Annotated in this window: 10 protein-coding genes; 3 read left to right on the plus strand and 7 right to left on the minus strand. The window is 33.5% G+C overall.

The window, feature by feature from the left end; genetic code table 11:
* Positions 1-491: 491 nt before the first annotated feature.
* Positions 492-1,595, minus strand: a complete 1,104-nt coding sequence (locus tag F6K23_RS26665; RefSeq protein WP_293161398.1) for a hypothetical protein — start codon at positions 1,593-1,595, stop codon at positions 492-494.
* Positions 1,596-2,938: 1,343 nt separating this feature from the next.
* Positions 2,939-4,222, minus strand: coding sequence for an SPFH domain-containing protein (locus F6K23_RS26670; protein ID WP_293161400.1), 1,284 nt, complete (start codon positions 4,220-4,222; stop codon positions 2,939-2,941).
* Between the two features lie 402 nt (positions 4,223-4,624).
* Here F6K23_RS26670 and F6K23_RS26675 point away from each other — a divergent pair, with 402 nt between their 5' ends.
* Positions 4,625-6,382 carry a VWA domain-containing protein gene (locus F6K23_RS26675; RefSeq protein WP_293161402.1) on the plus strand — a complete coding sequence of 586 codons (1,758 nt, stop codon included), beginning with the start codon at positions 4,625-4,627 and terminating at the stop codon, positions 6,380-6,382.
* Between the two features lie 125 nt (positions 6,383-6,507).
* Here the strand turns inward: F6K23_RS26675 and F6K23_RS26680 are convergent, their stop codons facing one another.
* Complete coding sequence (locus tag F6K23_RS26680; RefSeq protein WP_293161404.1) at positions 6,508-6,696, minus strand: hypothetical protein; 189 nt, start codon at positions 6,694-6,696, stop codon at positions 6,508-6,510.
* 563 nt (positions 6,697-7,259) lie between these two features.
* Between F6K23_RS26680 and F6K23_RS26685 the strand changes: the two genes are divergently transcribed.
* Complete coding sequence (locus tag F6K23_RS26685; protein WP_293161406.1) at positions 7,260-7,649, plus strand: hypothetical protein; 390 nt, start codon at positions 7,260-7,262, stop codon at positions 7,647-7,649.
* A 123-nt stretch (positions 7,650-7,772) separates the two neighbouring features.
* Positions 7,773-8,468: a hypothetical protein gene (locus F6K23_RS26690; RefSeq protein ID WP_293161408.1), complete on the plus strand. Its 696-nt coding sequence runs from the start codon at positions 7,773-7,775 to the stop codon at positions 8,466-8,468.
* 200 nt (positions 8,469-8,668) lie between these two features.
* Here the strand turns inward: F6K23_RS26690 and F6K23_RS26695 are convergent, their stop codons facing one another.
* The 4 genes from F6K23_RS26695 to F6K23_RS26710 all read right to left on the minus strand — a co-directional run bounded on the left by F6K23_RS26695 (position 8,669) and on the right by F6K23_RS26710 (position 15,303).
* Entirely contained in the window at positions 8,669-9,535 is an 867-nt protein-coding gene (locus tag F6K23_RS26695; RefSeq protein WP_293161410.1) for a Uma2 family endonuclease, read from the minus strand.
* Positions 9,536-9,771: 236 nt separating this feature from the next.
* Complete coding sequence (locus F6K23_RS26700; protein WP_293161412.1) at positions 9,772-10,038, minus strand: hypothetical protein; 267 nt, start codon at positions 10,036-10,038, stop codon at positions 9,772-9,774.
* Between the two features lie 184 nt (positions 10,039-10,222).
* Positions 10,223-10,996 (minus strand): hypothetical protein, encoded by a 774-nt coding sequence (locus F6K23_RS26705; protein WP_293161414.1) that lies wholly within the window; start codon positions 10,994-10,996, stop codon positions 10,223-10,225.
* A 2,147-nt stretch (positions 10,997-13,143) separates the two neighbouring features.
* Positions 13,144-15,303, minus strand: coding sequence for a PAS domain S-box protein (locus F6K23_RS26710; protein WP_293161416.1), 2,160 nt, complete (start codon positions 15,301-15,303; stop codon positions 13,144-13,146).
* Positions 15,304-15,493: the final 190 nt, after the last annotated feature.

Raw genomic sequence — 15,493 nt, forward strand, 5'->3', positions numbered from 1 at the left:
AAGTTTAAAAATAAAATCAGGTTAATTATTGGTACTTAACAGGAAAATATAAAGAGGAAAAAATGTTCCAAATTATTGGGAAAAATCAAATTGTTAATCTCACAAGTTCTATGGACTATAATAGAGTTTTTCATAATAGAAAATCAGACAAAATATATTTTACTAACCACTGACTACTAACTATCTACTATTTACTACTAAAAATTACCATTATATTTGTAGCAAATATTTCTTGATTGAGTATAACTCTGTAGTGATGTCCCATGGAATGTCACTACATTATTATATGGTGATTAATTAATGTTACTTGATATGAGAATCTTTGTTGAATAATCAAGCGATCGCCACTATGGATAGATTGAACTTGTTAATACTTAGTTTCTCTCAATAGTACTGTCCTTAAAAGTTGCGATAATTATGAAGATTTCATCTTTAAATCTAGTGATGGTCTAACACTATACTTTACTCCCGTTCAAAAAGTACTAAAAGTACTAATTAAATCTTATTACTAGAGTAATAACTATGGCTACTATAGCTAAAGCAAATAAAATAATCAAAGTTATTTTCAAGATACTGTAAGGGCGATCCCCTTGAACTTCTCCAGTACAAGCATTAACCATAACTTGATAAGTTTTATTTTGATATCTATATGCTGTTAAATAAACAGGAAGCAATATATGTTTAAAAGTAATAGCACTATAAGAGGTAGATGAATGATTAATCTTTTGTTCATCTCCTCCAATATCCCGGCGAATATCAGATCTAATTTTTACATCCATAACTCTTTTAGCTTCTTCAAAACCATCTTGAAGAGAAATTTGAGGTTTTTGAGCTTCAAAACCTGCCAAAAATGATGATTCGTAGGGGCGAAGAGATTTGTTTAAATGCCAAGGTTCAAGGGCATCCAAACGTTTTTTATCGACTGAGAAAGTAGCACTAATTAAAATATCATCAAAAAAACGACTTACTTGTCCTGATGCACTATACCACATTGTATGACGAACTGTACGAGTTTTTGTTTCTTGATTTTCTGTATAGGTTTCAGTAGTGTAATAATAAACCCCTCTTTGCCCACGATAATTAGTAGTAGTATAAGCATCATAAGTCCAAAAAGGCAGATAAATTCCTTTTATTTTCTCCATTTGAGCTAATTTTTTTAAAGCATTAGGAGCAAACCATAGTTTATTAATCCATGATTGCACTTCTTCTCTAGCTTTTTTACGTCCAATGGTAAAAGGAATTAATCCTTCTGGTAAAATAGTGGGGTCTGAACTGGTAGGAGATGCAACTATATTTGAGCCACAAAAAGCACATTCTCCAGCTATTTGTGGTGGTTCAAATTCAATAGTTGCACCACAATTATTACAGCTAACTTCTAAGGCTATTTCTGATAGAGTAGCTAATTTAATATTACTTTGATTAAGATATTGTTCATAAGACTGCTCTTGAATTTTTTCGTCACTATCAGGGATAACATCTTCCCAGCCACAATATTCACATTTTAATTGAGCAACTTCGGGATTAAAACTAACTTTTGCTCCACAACTAGGACAAGGAAAGCGTTTAATTGATGAGGAATTATTACTTTGATTCATCTGTAATTTTTTTAGTTAGTATTTAGTTCTTGATTAATTTGTTATGGAAGATTTATTAGTAAAAACTTTGTTCTTCCGGAATCATAAACTTTAACAAACACGTAAGCATTCAGCGGTCAGCTATCAGCTATCAGCTTTATTATCTCTAGTGGACAATTTAAGCTCTTTATTCTTGTGCTTCAATTCTTTGTTTAAAAATGTAGTAGAAGTTAAGCAAGTCCTTGCTTCATTCATTTTTATTGCTGTTTGCGCAGCATGACCTAGGAATAGCTGACCGCTAATAGCTGAATGCTTACACAAACACAAAGTTTGATGTATTGAAATGAACAGATTTTTAGGCGTTGCTGAATGGAGGTATGAAACTTTTGAAAATGAAGATTTAAGGTTGATAATCCTAAGGTCTAAATAGGGCTTGATGATTAAAGATCAAAGCATTTATATATAAAGGTTTTAGCCTTTTTTACTCTGGAAAAAGTACCTAGTTTTGAGCTGCTTTATGCTCAAAAAGTCAGCATTTTGGGCAGGAGAGTAGCCCAAAAATTACTCTCCTACTCCCCTACTCCCCTACTCCCCCTACTCTTTTACTCTTCTACTCTTTTACTCTCCTACTTTTTCACTTTTTTACTTTTTTACTTTTTTACCGAATAATTATTAATTATTAATTAAATAATTCTGGTTAAAAGCCTCCCCTTTCAAGGGGAAAAAAGCGGTCGAGGGATGGCGAGGTCTCCTCGCCATATCCAATCGACTCCTGTGAAGAAATAATATTTCCTCATATTCAATCCTCTCGATTTTAACCAGAGGTAATTATCCATTATCCATTATCCATTATCCATTAATGAATCTCCTACTCCCCTACTCCCCTACTCCCCTACTCCCCTACTCCCCTACTCCCCTGCTGCTTAAAAAAGACTTTTTCAGCAAACCCTAAATATTGTCACTATTGGGAAATAAAAAAACTCTTTTAACTACTAGCTACTGACTACTAAAAAATTATAAAATCATTGAGCAACGCCAATTTTTAAGTGTTTTTTTGCTTTTCTACCGAATAAATAATTAATATCATGTTCGGATGATTAGTTATAAAAACTTCTTCACTTTAAACTTTCCTCTCTTCCTTCTGCCTTCAGCATAGCTGCTTTCTGCCTTCCCTCTGCCAAAGTATAAGTATTTAACCGAACATGATATAAGGTTTAAAGCCTCTCCTTTAAAGGAAAAACAAGAAAAAATTTTCCTTAAGTGTGAATCCTCTTCTTTTCAAGGAGAGGTAATTATTAATTATTAATTATTAATTATTAATTGTTTAACCTACTTTTTCTATGTCAACAGATAATTAAAAAAACTTACACTAATTGAGGAGGAGGTGGTGGTGTAGAATTTAGTAAGGAAGCTAATTCTGTCACTTCTGAAGCTTTTTTCCAACCTTCCATACCATTAGTCCAAACATGGGTATCTCTTGTTAAACCCTGTTGTGATAACTGCTCTTGATTCAAAGGACCAATTCTCTCTCCATTAAGATACATATACCATTGTTTTTCCATACTAGGCGGTGGTGGTGGTGCAACAGGAAATAGAAAAGTTAATTCAGGAATCTCTGAAGCAGCTTTCCAAGTATTCATTCCTGCTTTCCAAACTTGAGTTTGAGGGGTTAAACCTTGCTGTGATAATTGATTAATAGAAAAAGGACCTAATTGTTGATTATTCTGATAAATATACCATTTACCTTGAGATGGTGGTGGTGGTGTCACAGGTAACTGTTGTTGAGGTGATGATTGATATTGCATTCCATTCATCATTTGATTAGCTATCGCCATACCCATACCTAATTCCATTCCAGCATTACTAGTACCTGGTTTTTGGGCAGATTTTTCAATTGCTTGAGCAGTTTGATATTGAGTATATTCTTGCATATTTCCTAGTAAACCTATAGAAGTTCTCTTATCAAGAGCTTTTTCAACTTCAGGAGGTAAAGAAATATTTTCAATCAGAAGTTGAGTTAACTCAATTCCCACTTGAGCAAAATCTCTTTGAATAGCTTGACGTACTTGCTCTCCTAAAGAACGATAATGAGAAGCTAAGTCAAACAAAGGAGTTTGATCTTCTCCTACCCAACTTGCAAAGGAAGTCATAATCATATTACGAAGATGATCGCTAATTTCATCAGTTTGAAATAGTCCGTCGGTACTTACTAATTCTTGTAGTAATTTGGAAGGATTGTTTACCCTAAAACTATAATTTCCAAAAGCTCTAAGACGGACTGGTCCTAATTCAGAATCTCTAATTGTAATGGGATTAGCTGTTCCCCATTTAAAATTAGTAAAAACTTTAGTATTAAAAAAATATACTTCTGCTTTAAAAGGAGAGTTAAAACCATATTTCCACCCTTTTAATGTACTAATAATCGGTAAGTTTTGAGTAGAGAGTTCATACATTCCTGGCGAAAAAACATCAGCTATTTTACCTTCATTAACAAATACTGCTACTTGTCCCGGACGCACTGTTAATTTGGCACCCATTTTTATTTCATTTTTATGTCTTTCAAAACGATAAGAAATTGTATTATCGCTGGAATCAAGCCATTCTATAATATCAATAAATTGACTACTAAATTTATCAAAAAATCCCATTTTTTAACTCCTATATAGTAATTTTTTCAATCTATCTATATTTGATTTTACCTTGGAAATATTTGATTTTTAAGATTTAATAAAAATTAATATTTATTTGAATCTAAAATAGCCCATTTTTACCCAATCTAGATAACTTGTGGTACATAAACAGCTATTCCATCTACTATAGTAAGAAATTTTTCTCAAGTTTCAGGAAAGCGATCGCTCTTTTTTGTAGTTCAGACTAATTTGCTGAAATTACAGCAGTTTTGGAGTTGATGATGTACAAAGTTTTACGAGTTTAATAAATAGGGAATAGAGATTAGTATTAAACTGTACCTCACGCTTCCTCAAAAGTGCTGTAAGTAAAAATTTTTAGTCAAATTATTTCAATACTCAATCAATATTAGAGCCAAGAATATGAAGATAAAAAATGTCAAGTTCGACCAATTTAGCCTAATAAAATTATTATTAGGCTTGTTTCCTTTATTAATGTTAATAGCCTGTGGCAGTCAATCAGAAAGAACAGAAGAAGCAGTAATTTCATCAGCGCCACCTGCACCTCCACCACCACCTTCAGCAACTCTAAATACAACTCCTCAAAGCTCAATACCTTCTCAATTCAGGGAAGGTGCTACTAGAGGAGGAGGTACTAGAGGGCGTCAAAAATCAGCAGATATGGCTTTAACACAAACTGCTCCTAGTTTTTCACAGTTTGAAATAGATTCAACTGTAGAATCACAATCTTCAAACACGGAAGAATATGACCTGATTAATGACAACCCTTTTAAAATAGTAAAAAATAATCCCCTCTCAACATTTTCCATTGATGTAGATACGGCATCTTATAGTAATTTACGTCGCTTTATTACTGAAGGTAGACTACCACCAAAAGATGCTGTGAGAATTGAGGAATTAATAAATTATTTTACTTACGACTATCCCCAACCAGAAGCAAATAATCCCTTTTCTATTACTACAGAAATTTCTGATTCTCCTTGGAATTCTCAACATCAATTAGTTCATATTGGCATTCAAGGCAAAGATATAGTTACAGAAAATTTACCTTCTAGTAACTTGGTATTTTTGTTAGATGTTTCTGGTTCGATGAATACTCCTAATAAACTACCCTTAATCAAATCAGCTTTTCAATTATTGGTTGATGAACTAACAGAAAAGGATACTGTATCAATAGTTGTTTATGCTGGAGCGGCAGGAGTAGTTTTACCTCCCACAAAAGGCAGCGAAAAAGATAAAATTATCGCAGCAATTAATAATCTAGAAGCTGGAGGTTCCACTGCTGGAGGTGAAGGAATTAAACTTGCTTACGATTTAGCTAAAAGGTTTTATCAATCTTCAGGAAATAATCGAGTTATTCTGGCGACTGATGGAGATTTTAATGTGGGAGTTTCTAGCGATGCTGAATTGGTAAGAATGATCGAAAATTATCGAGATGAAGGAATTTTTCTAACGGTACTTGGTTTTGGTACGGGTAATTTTAAGGATGCCAAAATGGAACAGTTGGCTAATAAAGGAAATGGGAATTATGCTTATATTGATAATTTGTTGGAAGCTAAAAAAGTGTTAGTGACAGAGATGGGAGGAACTCTATTAACTATTGCCAAGGATGTAAAAATTCAAGTGGAATTTAATCCGGCAAAAGTACAAGCTTATCGTTTAATTGGTTATGAAAATCGACTGTTACGTTCTCAAGATTTTAATGATGATACAAAGGATGCGGGAGAGTTAGGTGCAGGACATTCGGTTACAGCACTTTATGAAGTTATTCCTGTGGGAGTAGAGAGTAATGTGAATTTGCCAGAAGTTGATGAGTTGAGATATCAAGATAATCAAGTTGACGAGGCAGCTTATAATAGTGATGAATTAATGTTGGTTAAGTTGCGTTATAAGGAGCCAAAGGGTACAACTTCTGAGTTGATAAAACAGCCAGTTGTTGATAAGGGAGTGAGTTTAGATGATGCTTCAAATGATTTTAAGTTTGCGGCAGCTGTGGCTGAGTATGGAATGATTTTGCGAGATTCTGAATATAAAGGTGATGCTAGTTTTAATGAAGTGTTGAAGTTGGCAAATGAATCGAAAGGTTTGGATTTAGAAGGTTATCGGAGTGAGTTTATTAATATGCTTGAAAGTAGTCAGAAATTGATGGAGAAAAAGTAGATGAGGAATTGTAGGTAAAACTTTCCCAATTTTAGATTAGTATACACCAAAATTTGCGACTTTTATCCCGCTACTCCCTCAAAAAGAGAGTGCGGGATTTTTGATTAGGCTGTTAATTCAAGAACTTACTTATTGTTCTTTTTCATTACTGGAAGAGATACCTCAACTAATTTGGCGATCGCTGTAATTAGAACAGCTGTTGCCAAGATAATATCCCCTAGACTATCACCATTAGGCAAATCAGATTTGACCTGAATTTTTTCTGTTGGATTAGAGGGTTGTGTATGTGTAATTACCACTTTTTTGTTGTTCATAATTTCATTTATTTCACTAATATTTGTACTTATTAGTATGGCTTAAAGACAACACAAATCGTGACTTTTTAAAGGTTGTTACGTGAGCTTTTTATGTTTGACTTATGAATGTTTTAGTGATTAATTTCTGCTTTTTTAGAAGGTATAAAAATAACTGAAAAACCGATGCCGAGACTAGAAACATATTCAAAAGTAAAACTTGCAGAAATAATTCAAATGTCTCACAGTGCAATAAATAAATTTTTTACTCAAAATCCTGTAATCTTGACTGTGTAAAGGTTTTGTCCTGATGGTTTTGTGATGGTCTTGTGATTGTTTTATGATCAACTTATGGTTGTCTAAGTAATTAATCCTAGCTTTCCTACAGTAATGGCCATAAAATAAGAACAAAATAATCCTAAAAAACTTTGCTTTATCAAGTCTTGAAGATGAAAAAAGTGTAATGGTAATAAAAATCAAGTTTTTTTTGGGTTATACACTCTGCTTGATCCAAGCTTAAGAAATTATTAGTTATATAGAAAACTTTAGTTATTCTAGAATACCCCTAGTCCCACAACCTTATTATGAGCAGCACAGACCAAGGTCAAAGTCCTAACAAACAGACTATTAAAGCAGATGATGACTTGATAGAAAGGGCTAAAGAAGCTATGCAAGAACTAGAAATTTATACAAAAATTGAACTTGCAGAAATAGCGAAGTTATCTCGGAGTACGATAAATAAATTTTTTCAAAAACAGGAAATTCGACGTTATAGTTATGATCAAATATGTGAAACACTTTTATTAAATGAAAAAATAGTAAAAAGAGAAGAAATAGCTACATTTACAATTACTGGTAGTATTGATAAAAAACGGATAGAAGACTTAGAAGTAATTATCAAACTTTTAGAACAATTAAGTAGTAGCGACCTTAAGATTGCAATAAGAGAAAAGGAAGATGATGATGTGAAATAATACAGTCTAATTAATTTAGATTAAGGTTATTCTCAACATATAATTAATCTAGCTATGAGCAATACAAGCCCAGCTAAAAGAACCCCTATTAAAGAACGAACCTATATTAAAGCAGATGATAATTTGATAGAAAGAGCTGAAGAAGCTATGCGAGAACTAAAAATTTATACAAAAACTAAACTTGCGAAAACAACCAAATTATCTCGCGATGTGATCAATAGATTTTTTCAAAAACAGACAATTCTGCCTGATAATTATAATAAAATATGTGAAACACTTTCCTTAAAAGAAAAAATAGTAATAGAAGAGCAAACTACTGCATTTGCAATTGCTGGTAGGATTAGGAATAATGAAAAATTGATAGAAGAGTTAAAAACTATTCTTGAAGTTTTGCAAGCATTGACTGATGGCAATATTTATTTTGCTGGAATTGAACTAGGTAGTCTTAAATTAATTTTTGAAGGTTCTCAATCAGAACTAGAAAAACTAGAACAACTTTTTCAATCAGGGGAACTAAACAATAAAATTGCTGAACAAAATCTGGGTATAACAGTTGAAAATGTCAGTTTTAGGGGTACTAAATTTTTGGGGAAGCCACGAATAGCTGTTATCATTTCTGGGGATTATAGTCAAGCTGATATAAATACTTTAAAATCCGAACTTATAGACACTTCAGCCAACAATATAATTAAGAAAATACCACCAGGACAAATGCTTTTATTATTATTATTATTTTTCTTTTTACAAATTCCTCTTATTTTAGAAGGAATTTTTCCAATAATCTTTAACGATCCACCTAAAATAGAAAATCAAAAATGAATATGATTCATGTATCAATTGCCTTTTGAATGAATCAGACGATCGCTAGTTTTAGCATCAAATTTTTGCTAAGACCAATTCGACTTAAACCGTTCTTTTTTAATTAAGTCAAACTTTACCGAATCACAATTTATAGACAGCTAAAAAAATTCAAAAGTTACGACAATTTTTACTTTATCCTAACCAACTTCCATACAACCTCACTCCTCCGGATCGATACCCATTGCTCTTAACTTTTCAGCCAACTTTTCAGCCCTTTGACGTTCCTGTTCAGCTTTTTGACTTTCTTGTGCCAACAATAATTCTGTCGTTTCCAACCTTTCTTCACTTGTTGTTAACAAATTACCTTCACTATCCCAGCAACGTAACCAAGGTAGTTCAAGATTTTGATACCTACCAGACCAAATACCTAACTCTACTCCTAATGCTGGAATTGGATAATGACCCCGCTCATTTGCCTCTACTAATTCATATTTAGTTCCTGCCAATTTATATACTTCTACTCCTGGTTTTTTAACTTCGTAAATAGCATAAAAAGGTGGTCGAATTATCTGTTCATAAACCCAGAATTTACCAGGTCTTTGTGTAGATTCATTTTCCCCTCGAATTAGAGGTGTTTTATCTCTTTCTTCCGAACCATCTCCCGACACAAACTCTATAGCAATTAATGGTGGAATAAGTTCTTGCCACAACACATAGGAACGACGAACTTCACCATTTAATTTAGGTGGAACATTAGGAATATAATACCAATCTGGAGAAACAGCACCTCGGTCTAAAGGTTCCGCAATTCGCCAATAAATTCCTGAATCTTGACCGATACAATATTGTTGGTCTGGATGAATTTTTTCTAGTATAGGTCGAATAGAATCTGTTAATAAAATGCTTTGGGGATGCTCCTGAAAATTCTTCACAAAAGTGCCGTCTGATTCTGGTAAATGGGTATGGTCTGGTACAAATATTTTGGTGTTAGGTTGATTGTTACTGAAAATGTTGTCTGATTCTGGTAATTGAGTATGGTCTGGTAGAGATATTTTGATATTCGGTGGATTGTTACTGGTAGTCATTTTATTAGTTAATAATTAACTTGAATTTCACAAATAAAAATATCATATGGATAGAGTGGTTTTATATGATTAATAATTCGACTAATGCTGGGATTTAAGTATTTAATACAAGCATTTGTATCTAATAAATAACTTCATAAAAAAGACTCTCTTTCCTGATATTCTGGTTGAGGTTCTCGCACTAAATCACCTTCCCAAATACCACAAGTTTTTTCAAAAAAATCAGGATACCATTGTCATTTTTCTTTCACAAAAGCTTCTCGTTCCTGATATTCTGGTTGAGGTTCTCGCACTAAAGGTTCACCAACCCAACCTCCTATAACCTCTTCAAAAAACCCCGGTTGCCATCCTTCGTATTTCGGCTTAATTTCTACTTTAGTTTCTAAAGCTTGCTCCAAAATTTCTGTGATTTCTTCTTCCAAAGTACGATTATTTTTTGCAGCTAAATCTTTTAATCGATCTATTAAATAAGGCTTGAGTTTTTCTAAAATAATCTGAGTCATTTTTCTTGAAATCTACATTAATAATCAACTTACCTTAAGAGTTTTATTATTTACAAAAAAATTGTGCTTGAAAGCCTCATATTTTAAGGGAATAAAAAGATTTTTTTTCCTTTGAGTCAATCCTATCCGTTTTAAAGGAGAAGTAATTATTAATTATTCATTATTAATTATTCATTATTAATTATTAAAACCTACCTTCAGGTTGCTTAACTGACTCGCTAGTACGTTCTCTAAAATGTTGTTTTGAAATTACAGATTGATGAGATGATGAATTTGAATAACTTGTATGTTGTAATTGCCTCACAAGTGTAATCAAACGCTTCAAATGAGGTTTGACAACTTCCGTATTTTGTATTTCCAAATCTTCAATTTTGGCCTGAAGTTGAGATATTTGTGATTGAGGTTGTTTGGCCAATATTTCCATATCTCTTTGCAAATTGGCGATCGCTTCCTCAATTACCAAAAGACGGCCATTCACTGTTTGCCAATCATTTGTACTTAAAGATTTTGTATCGACAGATGCTAAACTTTCTTGTACAGAAGAAACTGAAGATTCTAGTGCAGTTAGTTGCTGTTGTATTTCTGAATTTACAGTTTGTGTTGATTGAGTAGAGAGTGTTTCACGAACTGATTCAATATCTGTAGAAAGCTGTTGACGAAGCTTTACTATTACCTTGACAGCATTTTTTTCTAGCTTTTCTACTGATTTTTGAACTTCTACCATCTCAGACTGCTGAGATAATTGCATCTGTTTTTCAAATCTATATCTATTAGCCACATTTAGAGATAAGGCCAATGTTAGAGGAGCTACTGCGTAAAAAGTATGACTTCCAACTGCTACTGCAAAAGCACCTACTGCCGAACCCACTATTGAAGCATACTCTACCAAATTTATCCAATGCTTTTTATACAATGTTGGTTTCAGAGCTTTCCGGAGTAATGAATCTTGATTCCCCATAACTATATATTCCTTAAGCTAAATGTAAGGCAGTAGCAGAAAAAGTTTTCTATTCTTAGTCTTTAGTGCATTCGATGCCAATTTTTTTGACAGTAATCAACTTACCCTATCTGTATTTATAACAGGATTTTCCTACCATACCTAATTCCATTTCATAACGGAAATATTCTAAATTATAAGTCTTGGTGATGTTTCTTAACTAATCAAGAGCATCAACTTTAATTATGAAAGGAGGTTACAAATCTAAATGCAATCCGACTTGCTTCCATACTATACTTACTATAGATAAATACTATACATAATCCAAGAAATATTCTGTTCTGATTTTACGATTTTTAGCAGCTTATAGAATTAGAATAGAATTTTATAATTTTCACTTCCCCATCTAAATTTCGTATCAAAAATGTACTATGAAAAAAATTCAGTCTATTTTTAGTGTCACTTTGTTTTTTATCCTTCTTTTCGGAGTTGGATTTTTAACTGTAAATTTTTTATTAGCTCTGGTGGAAAAATTTTCTTGATATCGTAATTATAGATGATTTTTTAACAATTAATAATTAACAATTACCTCTCCTTAAAAACTATGTCTTACCCATAAGTCTTAGAAGCATTCCAGGGTAGGGATGTGGGGAGTAAGAATCTTGTCTACAGTTCTGAAAAAATGTACTTTTAAATACACTTTTCTCCGGAAAAAGCCTCTCAAAGACTTATATAGTACTTCAACTTAAAAATGAGACGTTTTTTCGTCTGAAACTTCCTAATAGCAAGAAAGCTTTGTCTCAATCTAAAGTTAAATAACTATAAATAACTCGTCTATATTTATCAAGTTTTTCGTTAAGAAAGATGTGGGTCATTTTAGTTATCAGTTATCAGTATCTCTGCAATAATAAGGCTTGAAATACGGAATTATCTTTTTTTTATACCCTTAAAAAGGGAGGCTTTAGACTAGGATTTTTCGGTAATGGATAGCCTTAAAACGGATAGGATTGTTCATTAATTGATAATGGATAATGGATAATTGATAATTACCTCTGGTTAAAACCGTTACGGAATTGAATATCAGGAGATATTATTTCTTTTCTTGGTCGATTGGATATGGCGAGGAGACTAGCTCTTGACAGAGCCGCTCCGAAGATCGCCATCCCACCCAACGGGGAAGCTGCTGGATATGGCGAGGGGACCTCGCCATCCCATCCTAACGGACTGCTCCGCAAACGACCGCTGTCTTGGTCGATTGGATATGGCGAGGGGACCTCGCCATCCCATCCTAACGGACTGCTCCGCAAACGACCGCTGTCTTGGTCGATTGGATATGGCGAGGGGACCTCGCCATCCCTCGACCGCTTTTTTCCCCTATCCAAGGGGAGGCTTCAAGGCGCGAATTATTTAATTATTAATTATTAATTATTAATTATTCGGTAAAAAGTCTTTTTTTCTCTTTATCAAAATAATTGGGCCGCGCAACCCCGCCGGGAAATGGCGAAATATTTTTAGAGCGGAGCTCAAATCCCCTACTTCCCCTCCACGGTCGGGGGAGGGGCTAGGGGTGGGTTAACTTCTGTACGTCGCCAATCCGACGGCTCCCCTATCTGACTTCTGAATTATGACTTCTGACTTCATTAACTGTGGCGGGTTTAATACCCCACCTTACCGGAAAATTGGGTTGAAAGCCTCCCCCTTCCAGGGGGACTTTGTGTTATAGTGGAAACAGCGGAAAGGTATTCAACCGCTCTAAAAACCTATAGCTGCTTAACTGTAGCGTTTGCACCTTGAAAAGTAGAGTTATGGAGTTTTGTACAGTAATGCTTGTACATAGAAAAACTCTAAGCAACAAGTATCAGAGAACCAAAGTTTTTTTTAAGGTTTGAACTGTACCGTAGGGCATACGGGAACGGGCTCTTGAAATAGAGCAAACGCTTGGGGAGAGAACCATCTCTGGACTAGATGCCGCAAGGTGTTTAGTTTAAGTGGACTCATTGAACCAAGAATCCTGGTTTCAGGAGAATCTCCGCGCCTTTAGGCCGGAGAGTATGTCAAAGAGAGTCCTTAAAATTGTTTGGAGCGATCAAACACGAGCGTGGCCAGTAGTTGACAATTCATAAGCAATTTTCCCTTCTTCCTTCTTCCTTCTTCAATTGTTTTCCTTTCTAACTTGAATGACCGAACTTAATAGGAATCTCAATTATAAATTCCGAACCTTCTCTAGCTTGAGAATTACAGTACAATTTTCCATGATGTTTTTCAACAATTAATTCCTGAGAAATTGACAAACCTAAACCTATATTTTTTTCTGTATGTTTAGTAGTAAATAGAGGTTCAAATATACGGCTAGATATTTCTTCAGTCATGCCAGAGCCATTATCATAAATAGCAATCTCTACATAATAATCTTTTACTTTTGTACTAATTATAATTTTTGGTTCAAATGGTTGATTACTGATATTTTTTGTTACTAAATCTTCGTATTTATCCTCCAGTGAATCAATAGCATTAGTTAAAATGTGCATAAAAACTTGATTCAATTGTCCAGGATAACATTCGACTTTTGGTAAGCTCCCATACTTTTTAATCAAATTAATATCAGGACAACCTCCTTTGCCTTGAAACTGATGCTGTAAAATTAAAAGTGTACTGTCTAAACCTTTGTGAATATCTACTGCTTTTATAGATTCTTCTTCTGCTGTAGAAAACTGTTTGAGCGAACTTACTACATCTTGAATTCTTTTTGCTCCTGCCATGATTGACTCTAATAATTTTGGCAAATCTTCCTGAATAAAATCTAGTTCTATATCTTCAATTTCTGACTCAATTTCTGGCAAAAGGCGAGGAAGATTTTGTTGGTAGATATTGACTAAATACAACAAATCTTTAACATCATTTATCGCATGAGCAATATTGCCAGAAATAAAATTAACAGGATTATTCACTTCATGGACAATACCTGTAACAAGCTGTCCTAAGAAAGACATTTTTTGCTTTTGAATTAACTGAGTAGTTGTCGAGTTTAGTTTCTGCAAAGTTTGCTCTAATTGATAAGCTTGTTGCCGGAATTTTTGCTGACTATTACGTAGTGAAGCCTCCATTTCCAAACGTTCTGTAATATCTAAACCGACAAAAACTGCAGATGGTAACGATACTTCATCACGATAATATTTTTGAGCAACTATTAGATAAATTCTACTATTTCCTCTAACATTTGTTGTTACTTCTTTGGCATAACTCCAATCTGGTTTAGCAAAAAATTCATAAACAAAATCATTAAATTCTGGACTTGTTTGCAAAAATCCTACTTCTTGATTAATAAAAGTTTCTATGGGTAAATTATAAGCATTAGCTAGATGTTGATTAACTCCTATATATCGTAAATCTGCATCTACCCATGACACTAATCCTGGAACAGCATTTAAAACAGCTTGCAATTGTTCTTTAGCTTCTCGTAAATGTAGATTAATATTATTTTGCTGCGAAATGTTACGCACAAAAGCACATTGATATTCATTACCCTGAAATTCTAAATAATTAACATTAACTTCTACAGGTAAAATATTGCCTTTTTTTGTTAGAAAATTAGACTCAAATCTCAAATGATTTTGATTTTTAACTTTTTGCCAATGAGTTTGCCAAACTTCTACTGATAATTTTAGGTCTATATCGTGAATTGTTAGTTCAAGTAGTTCAGATTCGGAGTAGCCAAGAAAATTACAGCCTTGTTTATTTGTATAACATATTTTTCCACCAATTGTTATCCAGAAAATAGCATCACCAGCATTATCTGTTGCTAACTGAGTTAATTCTAGTTGTTGTTGAAGTTGTTTGTCTGGTGTTATTTCCTCTGTAGATATAATCAGACCACCAATAATACCTTCTTCTGTATGCCAAGATTTGACATTCCATTTTACCCATTGCATCAATCTATTAGAAGCAGGAACGGTAATTAGATGTTCTAAATCAAATTGGTCAATGATACCCAGTAGACATTTTTTAGCTTGTTGATGCCAAGAATCTGGGAGATTAGGGAATAACTGAGAATGTTGATTACCAATAATTTTATCAGCTTCAAGTTGCCAATATTGTAACCACATCCCAGAAGTTGCCAGGTAGCACATTTCTTTGTCTAGCATTGCTATAGCAACAGGTATGTGTTTGATGAATTGGTATAATTGATGGTGACTTCCATGTATCTCTGGATATTGATGACTCTGGGGAAGGGTTGAATGACCATCATTATTCGCTTTTGTTGGCCTTTGTTTCATTTTTGAAGTTTCTTCCCTAGTCTGATTTGGTGTTTGTACTGTCAGATTATACATAATCTCTGTTTGATAAATTAGCGGGTGTTGAATATGATTGGTTTCACCACCTCGACTATCATATTTTCAAAACTAACTTGTCTATAAATGCAAGTTGTCAAATATTAATTAACAGTTAATTTTTGTCTTAAGAATATCTCGGTTCGAGAAGTTAATTATTATTTGAAAAAAAAGAAGAACCAATAAAAAA

Source organism: Okeania sp. SIO2C9, assembly GCF_010672455.1.
In the GTDB taxonomy this organism is placed as follows: domain Bacteria; phylum Cyanobacteriota; class Cyanobacteriia; order Cyanobacteriales; family Microcoleaceae; genus Okeania.